Below are 14,379 nucleotides of genomic sequence, written 5' to 3' on the forward strand. Positions count from 1 at the left end.
CGTTACGCACCAGCGCCACCGAGCTGCTCGCAGTCCCCGGTCCTCGATCTCGCACAGCCTTGACCACCTGCGATAACGGCCCGGTCGGCGGCTTCGTGGGGGCGGCGCTGGACGTCGAGCTCGGGAACCGGCGGTCGCCCCAGCCTGCGGGTGCGGGAAGCTGTGCGGGTGCCCGAGCTCGTCACGATCGCCGAACAGCTGCTCGCCCCGGTTCCCGGCGGAACCGGGCGCTATACGCGGGAGCTGCTGCGCGCGATGGCCGAAACCGCGCCTAGCGGGTGGGAGCTGAGCAGCGTTGTCAGCCGCGGCGGCGATCCCGAAGCTGCCCAGGTTCCCGGCGTCCACGGGCCGCGAGTGCTGCCGGTCCCGCGCCGCGCGCTGATCGCCGCTTGGGAGCGGGGGTTCCCGTTCTGGCCGGGCGGCGACTCGGTGCACGCCATGACGCCCCTCGCGCCACCTGCGAAAAGTGGGCGCGGTCTGGTGGTGACCGTGCACGACACGGTTCCGTGGACGCATCCGGAAACGCTGACGCCGCGCGGAGTTTCCTGGCACCGGCGGGCGATCAGCCGCGCCGCGCGGCACGCCGACGCACTGGTCGCGCCGACCGCTGCAGTGGCCGACGATCTCGCGAAGCGCATCCCGATCAACGCTCGCCTGCAGGTCATCGGCGAAGGCGTCACCCCATCCCTGCTGGTCGAACCAGACCCTGCCACCGTCGCGGAACTGGCGTTGCCCGCGCGGTACGTGCTGGCGATCGGCACGGTCGAGCCGCGCAAGGGCTACGAACACCTGGTGCGGGCGATGGCCGAACCCACCGCCCCGGACGTGCCGCTGCTGATCGTCGGCCGCCGAGGATGGGGCGACGTCGACGTGCCGCGGATCGCCGCCGAGTGCGGCTTGCCACATGTGCGCGTGCTGGAGTCGGTTTCCGACGCCGAACTCGCCGCCCTGCTGCGGAACGCGACGGCGCTGGCCGCGCCGAGCCTCGCGGAAGGCTTCGGCCTCCCGCTCGTCGAGGCGATGGCGCTCGGCGTGCCGATCGTGCATTCCGATGCGCCGGCTCTGGTCGAGGTCGCAGGTGGAGCCGGTGTAACTGTCCCGCGTGCCGACCCGTCCGCGCTCGCCGCAGCCTTGCGCACCGTCGTCGACGGTCCCGCTCGCCGGGACGAACTGATCGCGGCCGGAACCCGGCGGGTCGCGGATTTCACCTGGCAGCAGGCGGCGCTGGAAGTCTGGCGCGTGCACCTCGACATCGCCGGCTGATTTCGCGCAAGCCGGGAACCCGAGCATTGGCGCACTGGGCAAAGCAGGACAGAACACATTTTCGTCCACTCGTCACGGGCCCGAGCATCCGCACCGTAATCTGCTCAGGTGCACAGAGGCGAGCCGCACATTCTCATCGACGCCACCGCAGTCCCCGCGGATCGAGGCGGCGTCGGCCGGTACGTCGACTCCCTGCTGGCGGCCCTGGACGCGGACGGCGCCCGGCTCACCGTCGCCTGCCAACCGCGCGACGCGGAGCTGTACGCGACCAGCGCGCCGCGCACCGAAGTCGTGCCCGCCACCGAAGCCGTCGCCACCCGGACCGCCCGCCTGACCTGGGAGCAGACCACCCTGCCGCTGCTGGTGCGCCGGCTCGGGATCGACGTCCTGCACTCGCCGCACTACACGACGCCGCTGGCCAACCCGGCCGCGTCGGTGGTCACCCTGCACGATGCGACTTTCTTCACCAACCCGGCGGTCCACTCGCCGGTCAAGGCCAGGTTCTTCCGCGCGTGGACGCGCACCGCGCTGCGCCGCGCAACGCTGTGCATCGTGCCGAGCAAGGCGACCGCGGCCGAGCTGTCCCGCGCCGTACGTGCGGACCGCGCCCGCATGCCTGTCATGTACCACGGAGTCGACCCGGACCGGTTCCACCCGCCGACAACGGAGGAGATCCGGGAGGTGCGCGAGCGGCTGAGCCTGCACGACCAGCCGTACGTGGCGTTCCTCGGCGCACTGGAACCGCGCAAGAACGTGCCGGCGCTGATCCGCGGCTTCATGCTGGCCTGCCAGGGCCGCACCGACTCGCCGGCGTTGGTGCTGGCCGGTCAGCCGGGCTGGGACACCCGCGTCGAACGGGCGCTGGAGGCGGTGCCGCACCGGATCCGGGTGATCCGGGCCGGTTATCTGCCGTTCAAGCAGCTGGCCGGCTTCCTCGGCGGCGCCCACCTGGTCGCCTACCCGAGCATCGGCGAGGGTTTCGGCCTGCCCGTGCTGGAGGCGATGGCCTGCGGTGCCGCGGTCCTAACGACGCGGCGGCTGAGCCTCCCGGAGGTCGGCGGCGACGCCGTCGCCTACTGCGGCGTGGGCGCGGGCGACATCGCGGCTGGCCTGACGGAGCTGCTGGACGACCCGGCCCGCCGAGCCGCGCTGGCCACGGCGGCCCAACTCCGCGCGAAGGAGTTCACCTGGGCGTCCTGCGCGACCCAGCACCGCACGGCCTTCGCCAGAGCCCACCACATCCACACCCGCACCCGCTGACCACGAGCAGCCCCGACTCGTGAGTGCTTTGGGCTGCCCTGGCCAGAGCTGCCCTGGCGACCCCAAACGCGCACGAGCCCTGACCAGGCAAAACGGGGCTTCCGCCGGTGTGCGGGCGATGAATTCCACATGGAACTCCGGTCGGGTGGCTGTCCGGTAGGCGGCGTTCGGCAGAATGTGGTGGCGTGACCGACGCGCGCACCTACGGCGACGAACTCGCCGTTGTCTCCGTGACTTACTCCCCGGGCGAGACCCTGGAGCGGTTCCTCGACACCCTGGACAAGGCGACGGACCGGTCGGTCCGGGTGATCCTCGCCGACAACGGCTCCACCGACGGCGTTCCGGAACAGGCCGCCGCAGCACGCGCGAACGTCGACTTCGTGCCCACCGGCGGCAACCTCGGCTACGGCGGTGCGGCCAACCGCGGCATGGCCGAACTCGGCGACGAGTACGGCTGGGTCGTGGTCGCCAACCCCGACCTGGAGTGGAGTGCCGGTTCGCTCGACGAACTCCTGGCCGCCGCCAAGCGCTGGCCGCGCGGGGGATCGTTCGGCCCGCTGATCAAGGAACCCAACGGCGACGTCTACCCGTCGGCCCGGCTGCTGCCGTCGATCGGCCGCGGCGCCGGACACGCGCTGCTGGGCAAGATCTGGCCGAAGAACCCGTGGTCCAGCGCCTACCGCCAGTCCGAGGCGGCGATCACCGAGCGCCCGGCGGGCTGGCTGTCGGGTTCCTGCCTGCTGCTGCGCCGCGAGGCCTTCGACTCCATCGACGGCTTCGACCCGCGCTACTTCATGTATTTCGAGGACGTCGACCTCGGCGACCGGCTGGGCAAGAAGGGCTGGCTGAACGTCTACGTGCCGAGCGCGGAGATCATGCACATCGGCGGGCACTCGACCTCGGGCTCCTCGAAGCTGATGCTGGTCGAACACCACCGCAGCGCCTACCGCTACCTCGCCGACCGCTACCGGGGGCCGGTCTGGGCCCCGCTGCGGTTCGCGTTTCGCGCGGCGCTGACCGCTCGCGCGCGCATCGCGACGCGCTGAGTTCGAGTGGCGTCCTCCGTGCGGGAGTTGCCGCCGCAGTCCCGCGCTCGCAGCGCAGCCTCAGTGGGGGTACTGGTTCGCCTGCGAACCCAGCGGGCCGAACTCGTTCGGTCCGCGCTGCGTGTGGTACGGGTTCGGCGGCAGATGCTGCTGGCCCTGCCCGTAATCCTCCGTCGGCCAGCCGCCGTGCTGCGGCTCGAGCCGCTGGCGCAGGGACTGCTGCTGCGGGTGCTGCTGGGGCTGCTGGCCCTGCGGGAGCACCTGCGTGGTGTCCGCGGAGTCGGCCTGGTTGACGACCTCGCGCGGGATGCGAACGGTGCTCGCAGCATCCATCGGCGAGGTGGCATTGTCGGGGGTGACGACGAACGCGCCACGTGCCCGCGCGCGAGCAAGTGCTTCGTCGGCTCGGCGACGCGGGTCCATGTGGATGCCCTCTCAGTCGTTCGCAGTCGGTGGTTCGCGCGGGCGGGCGTCGAGGTGGGCACGGCCACTGTGGGCGGGCCCGGTGTTCATTATGCCGTTGCTCCTGCCAGAGTATTCCCCCTAATGGGTTTTCGTCACTGAAGTCCATCAGGTAGAGGAGGATCAACGCCGATGTCTGCGGATTCGCAGGACCCGGCCGCGCCGCCGACGGCGGAAGCGGTAGTGCTGGTAGGTGGTCGGGGCGTGCGGCTGCGGCCGTTGACCCTGTCGGCGCCCAAGCCGATGCTGCCCACCGCCGGAGTCCCATTCCTGAGCCACCTGCTGTCCCGGATCCGGGCGGCCGGCATCGAGCACGTGGTGCTCGGCACGTCCTACAAGGCGGAGGTGTTCGCCGAGCACTTCGGCGACGGCTCCGAGTTCGGCCTGCGTCTGGAGTACGTCGTCGAGCCGGAGCCGCTGGACACCGCGGGCGCGATCCGCAACGTGGCGGACCGGCTCACCGCCGACGACGTGCTGGTGTTCAACGGCGACATCCTTTCCGGGGTGGACCTGGCGAAGCTGCTGGAAACCCACCGCGGCGCCGCGGCGGACGTGACGATGCACCTGGTCAAGGTCGCCGACCCGCGCTGGTTCGGCTGCGTGCCCACCGATGACGACGGGCGGGTCACCGCGTTCCTGGAGAAGACCGAGGACCCGCCGGTCGACCAGATCAATGCGGGCTGCTACGTGTTCCGCCGCGAGGTGATCGACACGATCCCGGCGGGGCGGCCGGTGTCGGTGGAGCGCGAGACCTTCCCCCAGCTGCTGACCTCGGGCGCGACCGTGCAGGGCTACATCGACACCTCGTACTGGCTGGACATGGGAACCCCGGCGGCGTTCGTCCGCGGCTCGGCGGACCTGGTGCTGGGCACGGCGCCGTCGAACGCGCTGCCCGGTGAACGCGGCGAGGCGCTGGTGCTGGACGGCGCGGAGGTCGCCGCCGATGCGGAAGTCTGCGGCGGGACCGCGGTCGGCAAGGGAAGCGTGGTGGAGCCCGGGGCGCGCGTCGTCGAATCCGTGCTCTTCGACGGGGTTCGCATCGAGCGGAATGCCGTGATCGAGCGGAGCGTGATCGGCAGCGGCGCGACGATCGGTGCGGGTGCCGTGCTGCGTGACGCGATCATCGGCGACGGCGCGCGGATCGGCGCGGACTGCGAACTGCTGAACGGGGTGCGGGTGTGGCCGGGCGTTGAGCTGCCCGACCGCGGCGTCCGCTTCTCCGCGGACTGACGGCGTACTTTCGGAGCAGCATGAGCGATGCCCTGACCCGAACCTGGCGCCCGTCGTACCCGCTGGACCTGCCGCGGGTGCTGGCACCGTTGCGCCGGGGGAGCGGTGATCCGGCCACGCGGGTGGATGCGTCGGGCGAGGTCTGGTGGGCAACCACGACCCCGACCGGCCCGACCACGCTGCGGCTGCAGAAGGACGGCACGGGAACGGTGACCGCGACGGCGTGGGGGCAGGGCGCGCGTTCCGTGCTGGACAACGTCCCGGACCTGCTCGGGGATTCCGATGACGACACCGGTTTCGTCGCGGTGCACGACGTCGTCGAGCGCGGCCGGCGCGCATCGCGGGGAGTGCGGTTGTGCACTTCGGGGCGGGTTTGGGACGTCCTGGTCGCCGCGGTGCTGGAGCAAAAGGTCACCAACCGGGAGGCGTGGCGGTCCTGGCGAGAGCTCTGCTGGCGCTTCGGCAGCCACGCCCCGGGACCGGTGGAGAAGCTCTGGGTGGTGCCTGATCCGGTGCAGCTGCGCCGAATCCGGGACTGGGAGTGGCATCGGGCGGGCATCGACGGAGCCCGCCGCCGCACGCTGATCGCCGCCGCGTCGGTGGCCGGACGCCTGGAGCGAGCGGTCGAGCTGCGCGGAGTCGAGGGCCGGGAGCTGCTGCAGAAGGTGCCGGGCATCGGCCCGTGGACGGCGGCTGAAGTCGCCCAACGGGCCTGGGGCGACCCGGACGCGGTCAGCGTCGGCGACTTCCACCTGCCGACGATCGTCGGCACGGCCTTGGTCGGCCACCCCGTGGACGACGAAGGAATGCTCGAAGCCCTGGCCCCGTACGAGGGCCAGCGCCACAGAGCGGTCCGCTACCTCGGAGCGGCCGGTGTCAACCGCCCCCGCTACGCCCCGAGAATGCCGATCCGCAACTACCGCACCATGTAAGGCCCGCCCGTCGTAAGGCCCGCCCGTTCGGAGGCCCGCCCGTTCGGAGGGGCGCAATTTCAATGGAAATCGTAGGCCCGATTTCCATTGAAATTGCGGCGACCGCCGCGACGACGTCCGCGGGAGCTCGGGGAAGCGCCCCGCTCCAAGACCGGTGAGGAGCGTCATGAGTCCGGCATTTCGCCACGTATGACCACCTAGCGGCCTCGCGACCGCAACCCGGAATTGCTCGTGGCCGTTACCCGGGCACTCGGTGCCGTCGTCGACTACCCGCGGGCTCGGGCCGCGGTGATCAGGGGGCCGAGGTCGGTGTCTTCGGGGAGCGCGTTCACCGGCCACCAGCGGAGGTCGAGGGACTCTTCGCTGCGGGCCGGCTCCGCGCCTTCCGGGGCTCGCACGATAAAGCGCACGTCGAAGTGGCGGGTCGGCTTGCCCAGTGAGCAGGTGATCGGGTGCACGTCCAGGTGCACCGGCTCCGGTTCCACGACCAGACCGTCCACACCGGACTCCTCGGTCGCCTCGCGCAACGCGGCACCCGCCAGCGACGTGTCCGCTGGCTCGCAGTGGCCGCCGAGCTGCAACCACCTGCCCACCCGGGGGTGCAGCGTGAGCAGCACGTTCTCGCCCGTGGCGTCGAGCAGCACGGCCGACGCCGTCACGTGGCCCGGCTCGCACGCCCGCAGGCAGGCGTCCTGGCGGGCGTCCAGCAAGGTCAGGAAGGAGTGGCGCAGCGCCTCCTGCTGCGGATCGTCCGCTCGCCACTCGTCGAGCACGCGCAGCGCGTCCGTGTGAAGTCTGCTCAAAGCTCCACCAATCCGTCGTCGAGATCCCGCGGCTCCCGGGGGCCGGCGACGGGCTCCGCGGCGTGGCCCACCGCCACCGCGCCCAACGGCTCCCAAGATTCGGGCAGGTCGAGCGAGGCCAGCACGACTTCCGGGCAGAACAGCGTCGAGGACACCCAGCACGACCCGAGCTCCTCGGCCGCCAGCGCGACCAGCAAGCCCTGCACCGCCGCGCCGCCGGCGACGGTGAACATCTGCCGTTCCGCCTCGGTGCGCTTCGGGTCGGGGTAGTCGTGCGAGCCCTCGCGGACCAGGAACGGCAGCACCAGCTCTGGCACCGCGTAGAGCAGCTCGCCGCGCCCGACCCGGCGCTGCGCCGCCTCCTCGGAGAGGCCGTCGGCGCGCAGGTCTTCCAGCCAGGCGGTGCGCATCGCGTCGAGCAGTTTCGTCCGAAGTGGACGATCGCGCAGCCAGACGAACCGGACCGGGCGGGTGTGATGCGGCGCGGGCGCGGTCAGCGCGGCACCGACGGCGCGGCGCATCGCGTCGGCGTCCACGGGGGTGTCGGCGAACGAACGCACCGAGCGGCGCAGCAGCACCGCCTCGCGGCGACCCTGCGCCAGCGCTTCCGCCGTGCCCATCCGGAACAGGTCTTCTTCGACGGGACGCACCAGGTCGCGGGCGCTCGACCCGTCGTCGGTGGTGGTCATCCCGCGCACCACGGCGACCGGGACCGCCCCCAGCTTGCCCTTGACCAGGTCGGCCGCCCCGGCGATCTCGTCGGCCACCGCGACCTCGGTAACCGCCAGCTCGTTGCCCTGCGAATCGGTGGCGCCCGCGTAGCGGTGCAGCACGCGCAGACCGGCGGCGCCGATCGCCACATCGGTCTGCCCGACCCGCCAGGCGCGGCCCATCGTGTCGGTCACCACGACCGCGACCTGCACGCCGAGGCGCTCGGCGAGCCCGGCCCGCAGCTTGCGCGCGGACGCATCCGGGTCGTCCGGCAGCAGCGCGATCTGGTCCAGCGCGACGTTCGAGGCGTCGACGCCCGAGGCCGCCTGCACGATGCCGAGCTTGTTCTGGGTGATTATGAACCGCTCGCGGCGCGCCAGCACGCGGGTGGCTTCGGCCAGCACCAGCTCGCGGCGCAGCTTGTCGCGCAGTTCCGGGTCGCGGGGCGTGGACACCATCCGGCCCTCGACCTTCGACACCACCTTGCTGGTGACCACCACGACGTCGCCGTCGCTGAGCCAGGGCGCGGCGGCCGCGATCGACGCGGCCAGGTCGTCGCCCGGTCCGAACTCCGGCAGCCCGCCCACCGCGAACAGCTGCAACCCACCTGCGGCCGCGTGATCCTTCATCGCCCCTCCCGGGCAAGGTCGAATGCCGCCTGCGCCATCGCGGCGGTGGCGTCCACATCGGACATCAACAGCGGCACCGCGCGAACCCGCACTCCGGGGACGTCGGCCTCGTCGCCGGTGTGCACCAACCAGCCGTCCAGGATGCCCTTGTCGTCCTGCCGGGAGCCGTAGTGCCGACCGACCGCCTCGGCGGAGCTGTCCACCCCGATCGCGGTCAGGCACGCGTCCGCCATGCCCCGCAGCGGCCGACCGGCGATGATCGGCGACAGCCCCACCACCGGCGCGGAGGTCTCCCGCAGCGCGGTGCGGAAGCCCGGCACCGCGAGCAGCGTTCCGATGCTGACCACCGGGTTCGACGGCGCCAGCAGCACGACGTCCGCCTGCGCGATCGCGTCCAGCACGGCCGGCGTCGGCCTCGCCTCGTCCGCTCCCACCGGCACGATCGCGTGCGCTTTCGGCTCCGCGCGGTAGCGAACCCACCACTCCTGGAAGTGCACCGCCCGCTGGTCGCCGTGCTCGGGGGCGTCGATCGCGACGTGCGTCTCGACCCGCTCGTCGGTGACCGGCAGCAACCGGACCCCGGGCCGCCAGCGGTCGCACAGCGCCTCGGTCACCGCCGACAGCGAGTAGCCCGCGCGCAACATCCGGGACCGCACCAGGTGGGTGGCGATGTCGCGGTCGCCGAGCCCGAACCAGGTCGGCTCGGCGCCGTAGGCCGCCAGCTCCTCCTTGACCGACCAGGTTTCGTCGACCCGGCCCCAGCCCTTCTCGGTGTCGATGCCGTCGCCGAGGGTGTACATGCAGGTGTCGAGGTCCGGGCAGACTCGCAGCCCGTGCATCCACGCGTCGTCGCCCACGTTGACCACCGCGGTGACTTCGTGCTCGGACTCCTGCTGCGGTTCGCCGATCGCGGGCAAGCCCAACGCCGCTTTGACCCCGAGCAGGAACCGCGCGCCGCCGACGCCGCCGACCAGAACTACGACCTTCACGGCCCCGATCCTCGCACGCCCGCCGAACCCGAGGGCGAGAACCTCGATGTCTCCGAGGTCACTGCGCGACATGTTGCTGATCGCAGCTCTCCGACGCCGATGGTTGGACGGGCCGTGAGTGCTTTTGGGCTCTACGGCACCCGAAAGCGCTCACGGCCGGTTGGGCGGACGATCACAGGAAACCGAAGATGCTGCGGAACATCCCTTGGCCCAAGAGGGCCTGGAGCGCGTCGCCGCCGGCGAGGCCGAACACGAAGTAGGCGAGCCCGAAGAACGCCCTGCCGACGAACGGCACCCCGATCAGCAGCAGGAACAGCACCAGCGGCGCCCACGGCCGCGCCTTCTCGCCGAACCGGCGGGCCGGACCGGACAGCCACGGCTCGATTGCGCCGTACCCGTCCAGGCCGGGGATCGGCAGGATGTTCAGCACGAACGCGATCACCTGCAGGAAGGCCAGGTAGGACAGGCCCGCCGACAAGGCGGTCGGCATCGTCGGCACGACGGCCACGGCGATCGAGATCAGCAGGCCCAGCACCAGGTTCGTCAGCGGCCCGGCCAGCGACACCATCGACTCGGTGCGCCGGGACCGCAGCGCGTGGTGGTTGATCCACACCGCGCCGCCCGGCAGCGGAATGCCGCCGAGGGCCACGAACAGCAGCGGCAGCACGATGCTCAGGACCGGGTCGGTGTAGCGCCGGGGGTCCAGCGTCAGGTAGCCCTTCGCGCGCACCGACCAGTCGCCGCCGCGGAATGCGGTGATCGCGTGGCCGAATTCGTGCAGGCACAACGAGGTCGCCCAGCCGCCGAGCACGATCAGCACCACGCCGCCGACCTGGGCGGCGTTGTTCTCCAGCGTGGCGAGCACGCCGCCGAGCACGGTCAAGCCGACGAGGCCGAGGAACAGGGGGCTTACGCGCAGAGCGGATTTGGTCACGCCCTCCAGTGTCCACGAACGACTCGGTGGCCGTCCGGGCTTGTGCCCCGGCGAAGATGATGTCCGGGTGGTATTCATGATCATGGGGGCCTGGCGGTGCTGCACAAGGAGTACCGGCGATGCGCCGAATGAGCTCATCCCCGAGGCGGAGAGGGATGTCCCTCTACGGAAGGTCTCCGCTTGACCGCAAGGAGCTACACGGGTGTAATCACAGCAGTGTCATTCGTCGCTGAAATGATCGTTTCTCGGGTGGAAGCCGGTTGGATCGTTGTGGCGGCGGCCGATCGGGTACGGGAGACCCGGTCGGGTACCGGTCGATCGAGGCGCCGCCGGCGGTGAGAGGCAGGCGGCGCGGCCGATCGGCGACGGCACCGCCGCCGTCGAAGCGCGGAGTCCCCGCAGCGGGGACCGGCGACCTGCGAGCAGGAGTGCGTCCTGTTCCGGCCCTGGGGAGGGCCGGTGGGAACGGGAGAAATCGGGGGACCAACGATGTGGGAATCAGGAGATGGCCGCCTCGCGGAGCGTGGGGACGCCACCGCGGTGGAACTCGACGTCCTGGCCGAGCTGTTCGAGGCGACGGACGAAGAACAGGAATGGCAGGAGCGCGCGTTGTGCGCGCAAACCGATCCGGAGGCGTTCTTCCCGGAGAAGGGCGGCTCGACCCGGGAGGCAAAGCGCATCTGCGCGGGCTGCGAAGTTCGCTCCGAATGCCTGGAGTACGCGCTGCAGCACGACGAGCGCTTCGGCATCTGGGGCGGACTGTCCGAAAGGGAACGCCGGAAGCTCAAGCGCAGCGCGGTCTGACCGGTCGGGCCTCACCGGCCGCGGTTCCGCTGCGACCACCAGCGAAAGCCCACCCCGTGAACGCTGTTTCATTCGGGGGGTTTCTTCCGCTCCTGGTGCATTACCGTTGCGCGGTAGTGGATCAGTTAGCGGGAGGGCATTTTGGTCGCGCCGGTGCTGGCGGTGTTGGTCTGTCACGACGGGGAGACGTGGCTGCCGGAGGTCTTCGCGGCGCTGGGCGACCTGACGGAACGACCGCGGCACGTGGTGGCCGTCGACACCGGCTCGAACGACCGCACCCCGGAACTGCTCGCGCGAGCGCGCACGGATCGCGTCGTCGACGACGTGCTCACGATGCCGCGCGAAACCCGGTTCGGCGCCGCCGTCGCGGAAGCGTTGGCGCACGCGACGAAGAGGTGGGCCGATCCGGGGCGCTGGTTGTGGCTGTTGCACGACGATTCCGCACCCGAGCCTGAGTGCCTGGAGCATTTGCTGCACGCTGCCGGGGAAGATTCGTCCGCCGCGCTGCTCGGCCCGCTCGGGTTGGACTGGGCGGATCCCCGGCTGGTGGTGGATGCGGGCCTGAGCACCGATGCGTCCGGGCATCGGCAGACCGGCATCGGACGGTCCGAACTGGACCCCGAGCTGGTCGGCGGCGCGCCACCGGCGTCTGGTGCTCTGGCAGTGGCGACGGCCGGTGCGCTGGTGCGGCGCGATGTCTTCGAGCAGCTCAACGGTTTCGACCTCGATCTCGCCGACAACGTGGACATCGACCTGGGTTGGCGGATCAACCTGGACGGGCACGGCGTCCGGTGGGCTCCCGCCGCGCGGATGCGGCGTGCGGTCGCGAGGCGCAGTCCCCGGGCCGGGGAGCGCGCCGACCAGGTCCGCACGTTCCTGGTCAACGCTCCGATGGGGGCGTACTTGCTCGGCCTGCCGCGACTGTTCCTCCTGACGTTGTTGCGGATGTGCGGTTTCGCGGCTCTGCGGCGGTGGAGCGAGTCGGGCGCCGAGCTCGCGGTGTTGCGCGGATTGCTCGGCGGGCGGCTGAACCTGCTGGCAGGAAGGGCTGCGCGCGCCGCGACGATCTCCGTCCGGCACGGCGTCCGCGGCCTGTTCACGAGTCGGTTGGCGCGGCTTCGGAATTGGGCGCGCGCCGGGTTCGAGGGTTTGGTCCGTGAGCGGGTGCGGCGGGATCTGGCCTTGGGGCGGGAACCGGAAGGCTGGCGGATCAAGGCCGTTCCAGAAGCGCCGCCGCAGATGGCGAAGCCAGGTCGGTCGGGGCTGGTCGTGGTGCCAGTGCCGGAGACAGGGGCGCCGAAGCCGTCGCCGTTGAAGCGGGACGCGGCGCGGCCGGATCTGCTGGTCGTTCCGGTCGACCGCTGGCGGGTGCTGCGCGAGCTGTTGTTGACGCCGCCCGTGGTGCTCGCGGTCCTGCTGGCGGTATTCGCCTTGTTCACCAATGGATTGCTCGCGGACCGGTTCGGGGCCGGCCTGCAAGGCGGCAGGCTGCTGCCGGTGGCAGATCTGGCGACGACGTGGCGCGACTACCTGGCGGCCTGGCATCCGGTCAACGGCGGCACCGGCGCGCCAGCGTCCCCGTCGTTGCTGGTGCTCGCGTTGTTCGGCACCGTCCTAGGTGGACCGTCGGTAGTGGTGTCGATCCTGCTGCTGTTCGGTGCTCCGCTCGCGGGGTTGAGCGCTTACCTGGCGACACGTGCGCTTCCGGTGTCTCGACTGCGGCGAGCCCTCGCCGCCGGTGCTTACGCCTTGCTGCCCGCGGCGTCGCTTTCCGCTGGGCAAGGGCGTTTGGACGTGGTGGTCGCGCACATCCTGGTGCCGTTGCTGCTGGCCGGGATCGCCTCGGTGGTCGGGCGGTCCGAGGGGCATTGGTTGGGGACGGCGTGCCTGACCGCATTGGGCCTCGCGGCGTTGGGTGCGTTCGCGCCGCTGCTGCACATCGCGTTGGTCGTGTTCGCCATGCTAGCTTTCGTCGTGTTGCCCAGCGAAGGGCAGCGTGATCGACGCCGGCTGGCCGGGCTGATGGCGGTGGCGCTGTTGTCCGTCGCGTGCCTGCTGCCGTGGCCTTCCGTCCTGCTGGGCAACCCGAAGATGGCGTTGCACGGGATCGGTGCGCGGGTCACCGAAGATCCGGCCGGGGCCTGGCTGTTGGCGTTGAGCCCGGACGGATCACCGACGAGCCTGGTCGGCGCGTTGTTCGTCCTCGCTGCGGTCGTCGCGCTGGTCACGGCCTGGTCCCCGCGGATGCTGCCGGGCGCGGCCGTCGCGATCTTCGGTTGGGCGCTGGCGGCTTTGGTGGACAATGTCCCCGCTCAACCGATCATCGGCGGTGTGAGCACGACCGGCTGGACCGGTGGACCGCTGGTGATCGTCGCGGCCGGGTGCGGCTGGATCGTGCTGGTGGCCCGGAAGCCGCGCGTGCCAGCCAAGATCCTGCTGCCGGTGCTGGCCATCGGCCTGCTTGGCCTGGCGATCAGCGCCGCGTTCGCCACGATCGGGGGGCCGCTGCGCGTTCAGCAGAACACCACCGCGGATCTGCCAGGTTCGCTGCTGATCCTCGATCCCGGGCCGCAACCCGCACGGCTCGTGGACGGCACTGAGCCCCGCTTCGGCGACGACGACCTCGCGTCGGTCGGCACGGCCGTCGACTGGCTCCGCCAGGTCGACGACGACCTGCAGTCCCACAACGCCGCGCGGGTGCGCGGCGCGCTCGCGGCCACGGCGGCTCGCGGCACCGGGTTCATCGCGGTTCCGGCCGACTCCCGGATCCCGGAGCTCTCCGGAGGCCTGGCCACCGAGCACGAGCGGCTGCCCGACGGACGGCGCGTGCTGCAGTTGCAGGTGCCGAGCAGCCAGGTGGAGCTGCTCGGGCCGGACCTCGCGCGGCAGGCGCGAACCGAGCCTGCCCCGACACCAGAGGCGAGGCCGTTGCCGGTCGCCGCCGAGCTGCCGCTGTTCACGGTCCGGGTGTCCGAGGGCGGTGCCGGTCGGGCGCTGGTCCTCGGCGCGGAGAACGAGCCCGGCTGGTACGCCCGGATCGACGGTCGGCCGTTCCCGCTGGCCACCGCCTGGGGCCACCAGGTGGCAATCCCGCTGCCGGAGAACGCGGCCGAAGTCCAGGTCGGCTACGCCGGGACCCCCCGCACGGCGCTGCTGGGCCTGCAGTTGGCGTTCATCCTGTTCACCCTCATCGCGGCGCTCCCCGAACGCCGCCGGACTCGATCCGGAAAAACCTGACGCGCGGAGGATTCCCGTTTTCGCCTGAACTCGGCGTTCTGATGTGGCAGCGCCCGCTCCGATTCCGCCTGCTGCCCGG

12 protein-coding genes are annotated in these 14,379 nt (G+C 71.5%); 7 read left to right on the forward strand and 5 right to left on the reverse strand.

What is annotated here, in order from left to right:
• Positions 1-168: 168 nt before the first annotated feature.
• The 3 genes from DL519_RS35400 to DL519_RS35410 all read left to right on the forward strand — a co-directional run bounded on the left by DL519_RS35400 (position 169) and on the right by DL519_RS35410 (position 3,569).
• Positions 169-1,263: a glycosyltransferase family 4 protein gene (locus DL519_RS35400; RefSeq protein ID WP_223839944.1), complete on the forward strand. Its 1,095-nt coding sequence runs from the start codon at positions 169-171 to the stop codon at positions 1,261-1,263.
• A 129-nt stretch (positions 1,264-1,392) separates the two neighbouring features.
• Complete coding sequence (locus DL519_RS35405; RefSeq protein WP_190824412.1) at positions 1,393-2,523, forward strand: glycosyltransferase family 4 protein; 1,131 nt, start codon at positions 1,393-1,395, stop codon at positions 2,521-2,523.
• A 185-nt stretch (positions 2,524-2,708) separates the two neighbouring features.
• Positions 2,709-3,569 (forward strand): glycosyltransferase family 2 protein, encoded by an 861-nt coding sequence (locus tag DL519_RS35410; protein ID WP_190821302.1) that lies wholly within the window; start codon positions 2,709-2,711, stop codon positions 3,567-3,569.
• Between the two features lie 60 nt (positions 3,570-3,629).
• Here DL519_RS35410 and DL519_RS35415 read toward each other — a convergent pair whose 3' ends face one another.
• Entirely contained in the window at positions 3,630-3,992 is a 363-nt protein-coding gene (locus DL519_RS35415) for a hypothetical protein (RefSeq protein WP_190821303.1), read from the reverse strand.
• Positions 3,993-4,163: 171 nt separating this feature from the next.
• Between DL519_RS35415 and DL519_RS35420 the strand changes: the two genes are divergently transcribed.
• Both DL519_RS35420 and DL519_RS35425 read left to right on the forward strand, forming a co-directional pair.
• A complete protein-coding gene (locus DL519_RS35420) occupies positions 4,164-5,261 on the forward strand; it encodes a mannose-1-phosphate guanylyltransferase (protein WP_190821304.1) in 1,098 nt (365 codons plus the stop codon).
• Positions 5,262-5,281: 20 nt separating this feature from the next.
• Positions 5,282-6,193 carry a DNA-3-methyladenine glycosylase family protein gene (locus DL519_RS35425; protein WP_190821306.1) on the forward strand — a complete coding sequence of 304 codons (912 nt, stop codon included), beginning with the start codon at positions 5,282-5,284 and terminating at the stop codon, positions 6,191-6,193.
• 266 nt (positions 6,194-6,459) lie between these two features.
• On the opposite strand, the gene DL519_RS35430 is transcribed toward DL519_RS35425, so the two are convergent.
• From DL519_RS35430 to DL519_RS35445, 4 genes are all read right to left on the reverse strand, one after another.
• Positions 6,460-6,996 carry an NUDIX hydrolase gene (locus DL519_RS35430; RefSeq protein WP_190821308.1) on the reverse strand — a complete coding sequence of 179 codons (537 nt, stop codon included), beginning with the start codon at positions 6,994-6,996 and terminating at the stop codon, positions 6,460-6,462.
• A complete protein-coding gene (locus tag DL519_RS35435; protein WP_190821310.1) occupies positions 6,993-8,336 on the reverse strand; it encodes a coenzyme F420-0:L-glutamate ligase in 1,344 nt (447 codons plus the stop codon). The genes DL519_RS35430 and DL519_RS35435 overlap by 4 nt, the downstream gene beginning before the upstream one ends.
• Positions 8,333-9,325, reverse strand: coding sequence for a 2-phospho-L-lactate transferase (cofD, locus tag DL519_RS35440; protein ID WP_190821312.1), 993 nt, complete (start codon positions 9,323-9,325; stop codon positions 8,333-8,335). The genes DL519_RS35435 and cofD overlap by 4 nt, the downstream gene beginning before the upstream one ends.
• Before the next feature lie 172 nt (positions 9,326-9,497).
• Entirely contained in the window at positions 9,498-10,259 is a 762-nt protein-coding gene (locus DL519_RS35445) for a site-2 protease family protein (protein ID WP_190821314.1), read from the reverse strand.
• Between the two features lie 489 nt (positions 10,260-10,748).
• On the opposite strand from DL519_RS35445, the gene DL519_RS35450 reads away from it, so the two are divergent.
• Both DL519_RS35450 and DL519_RS35455 read left to right on the forward strand, forming a co-directional pair.
• Positions 10,749-11,063 carry a WhiB family transcriptional regulator gene (locus tag DL519_RS35450; protein ID WP_223839945.1) on the forward strand — a complete coding sequence of 105 codons (315 nt, stop codon included), beginning with the start codon at positions 10,749-10,751 and terminating at the stop codon, positions 11,061-11,063.
• A gap of 141 nt (positions 11,064-11,204) precedes the next feature.
• Complete coding sequence (locus DL519_RS35455) at positions 11,205-14,300, forward strand: glycosyltransferase (protein WP_190821316.1); 3,096 nt, start codon at positions 11,205-11,207, stop codon at positions 14,298-14,300.
• The last annotated feature ends 79 nt before the right edge of the window (positions 14,301-14,379 follow it).

The sequence above is a fragment of the Saccharopolyspora pogona genome (assembly GCF_014697215.1).
Lineage (GTDB): Bacteria > Actinomycetota > Actinomycetes > Mycobacteriales > Pseudonocardiaceae > Saccharopolyspora > Saccharopolyspora hattusasensis.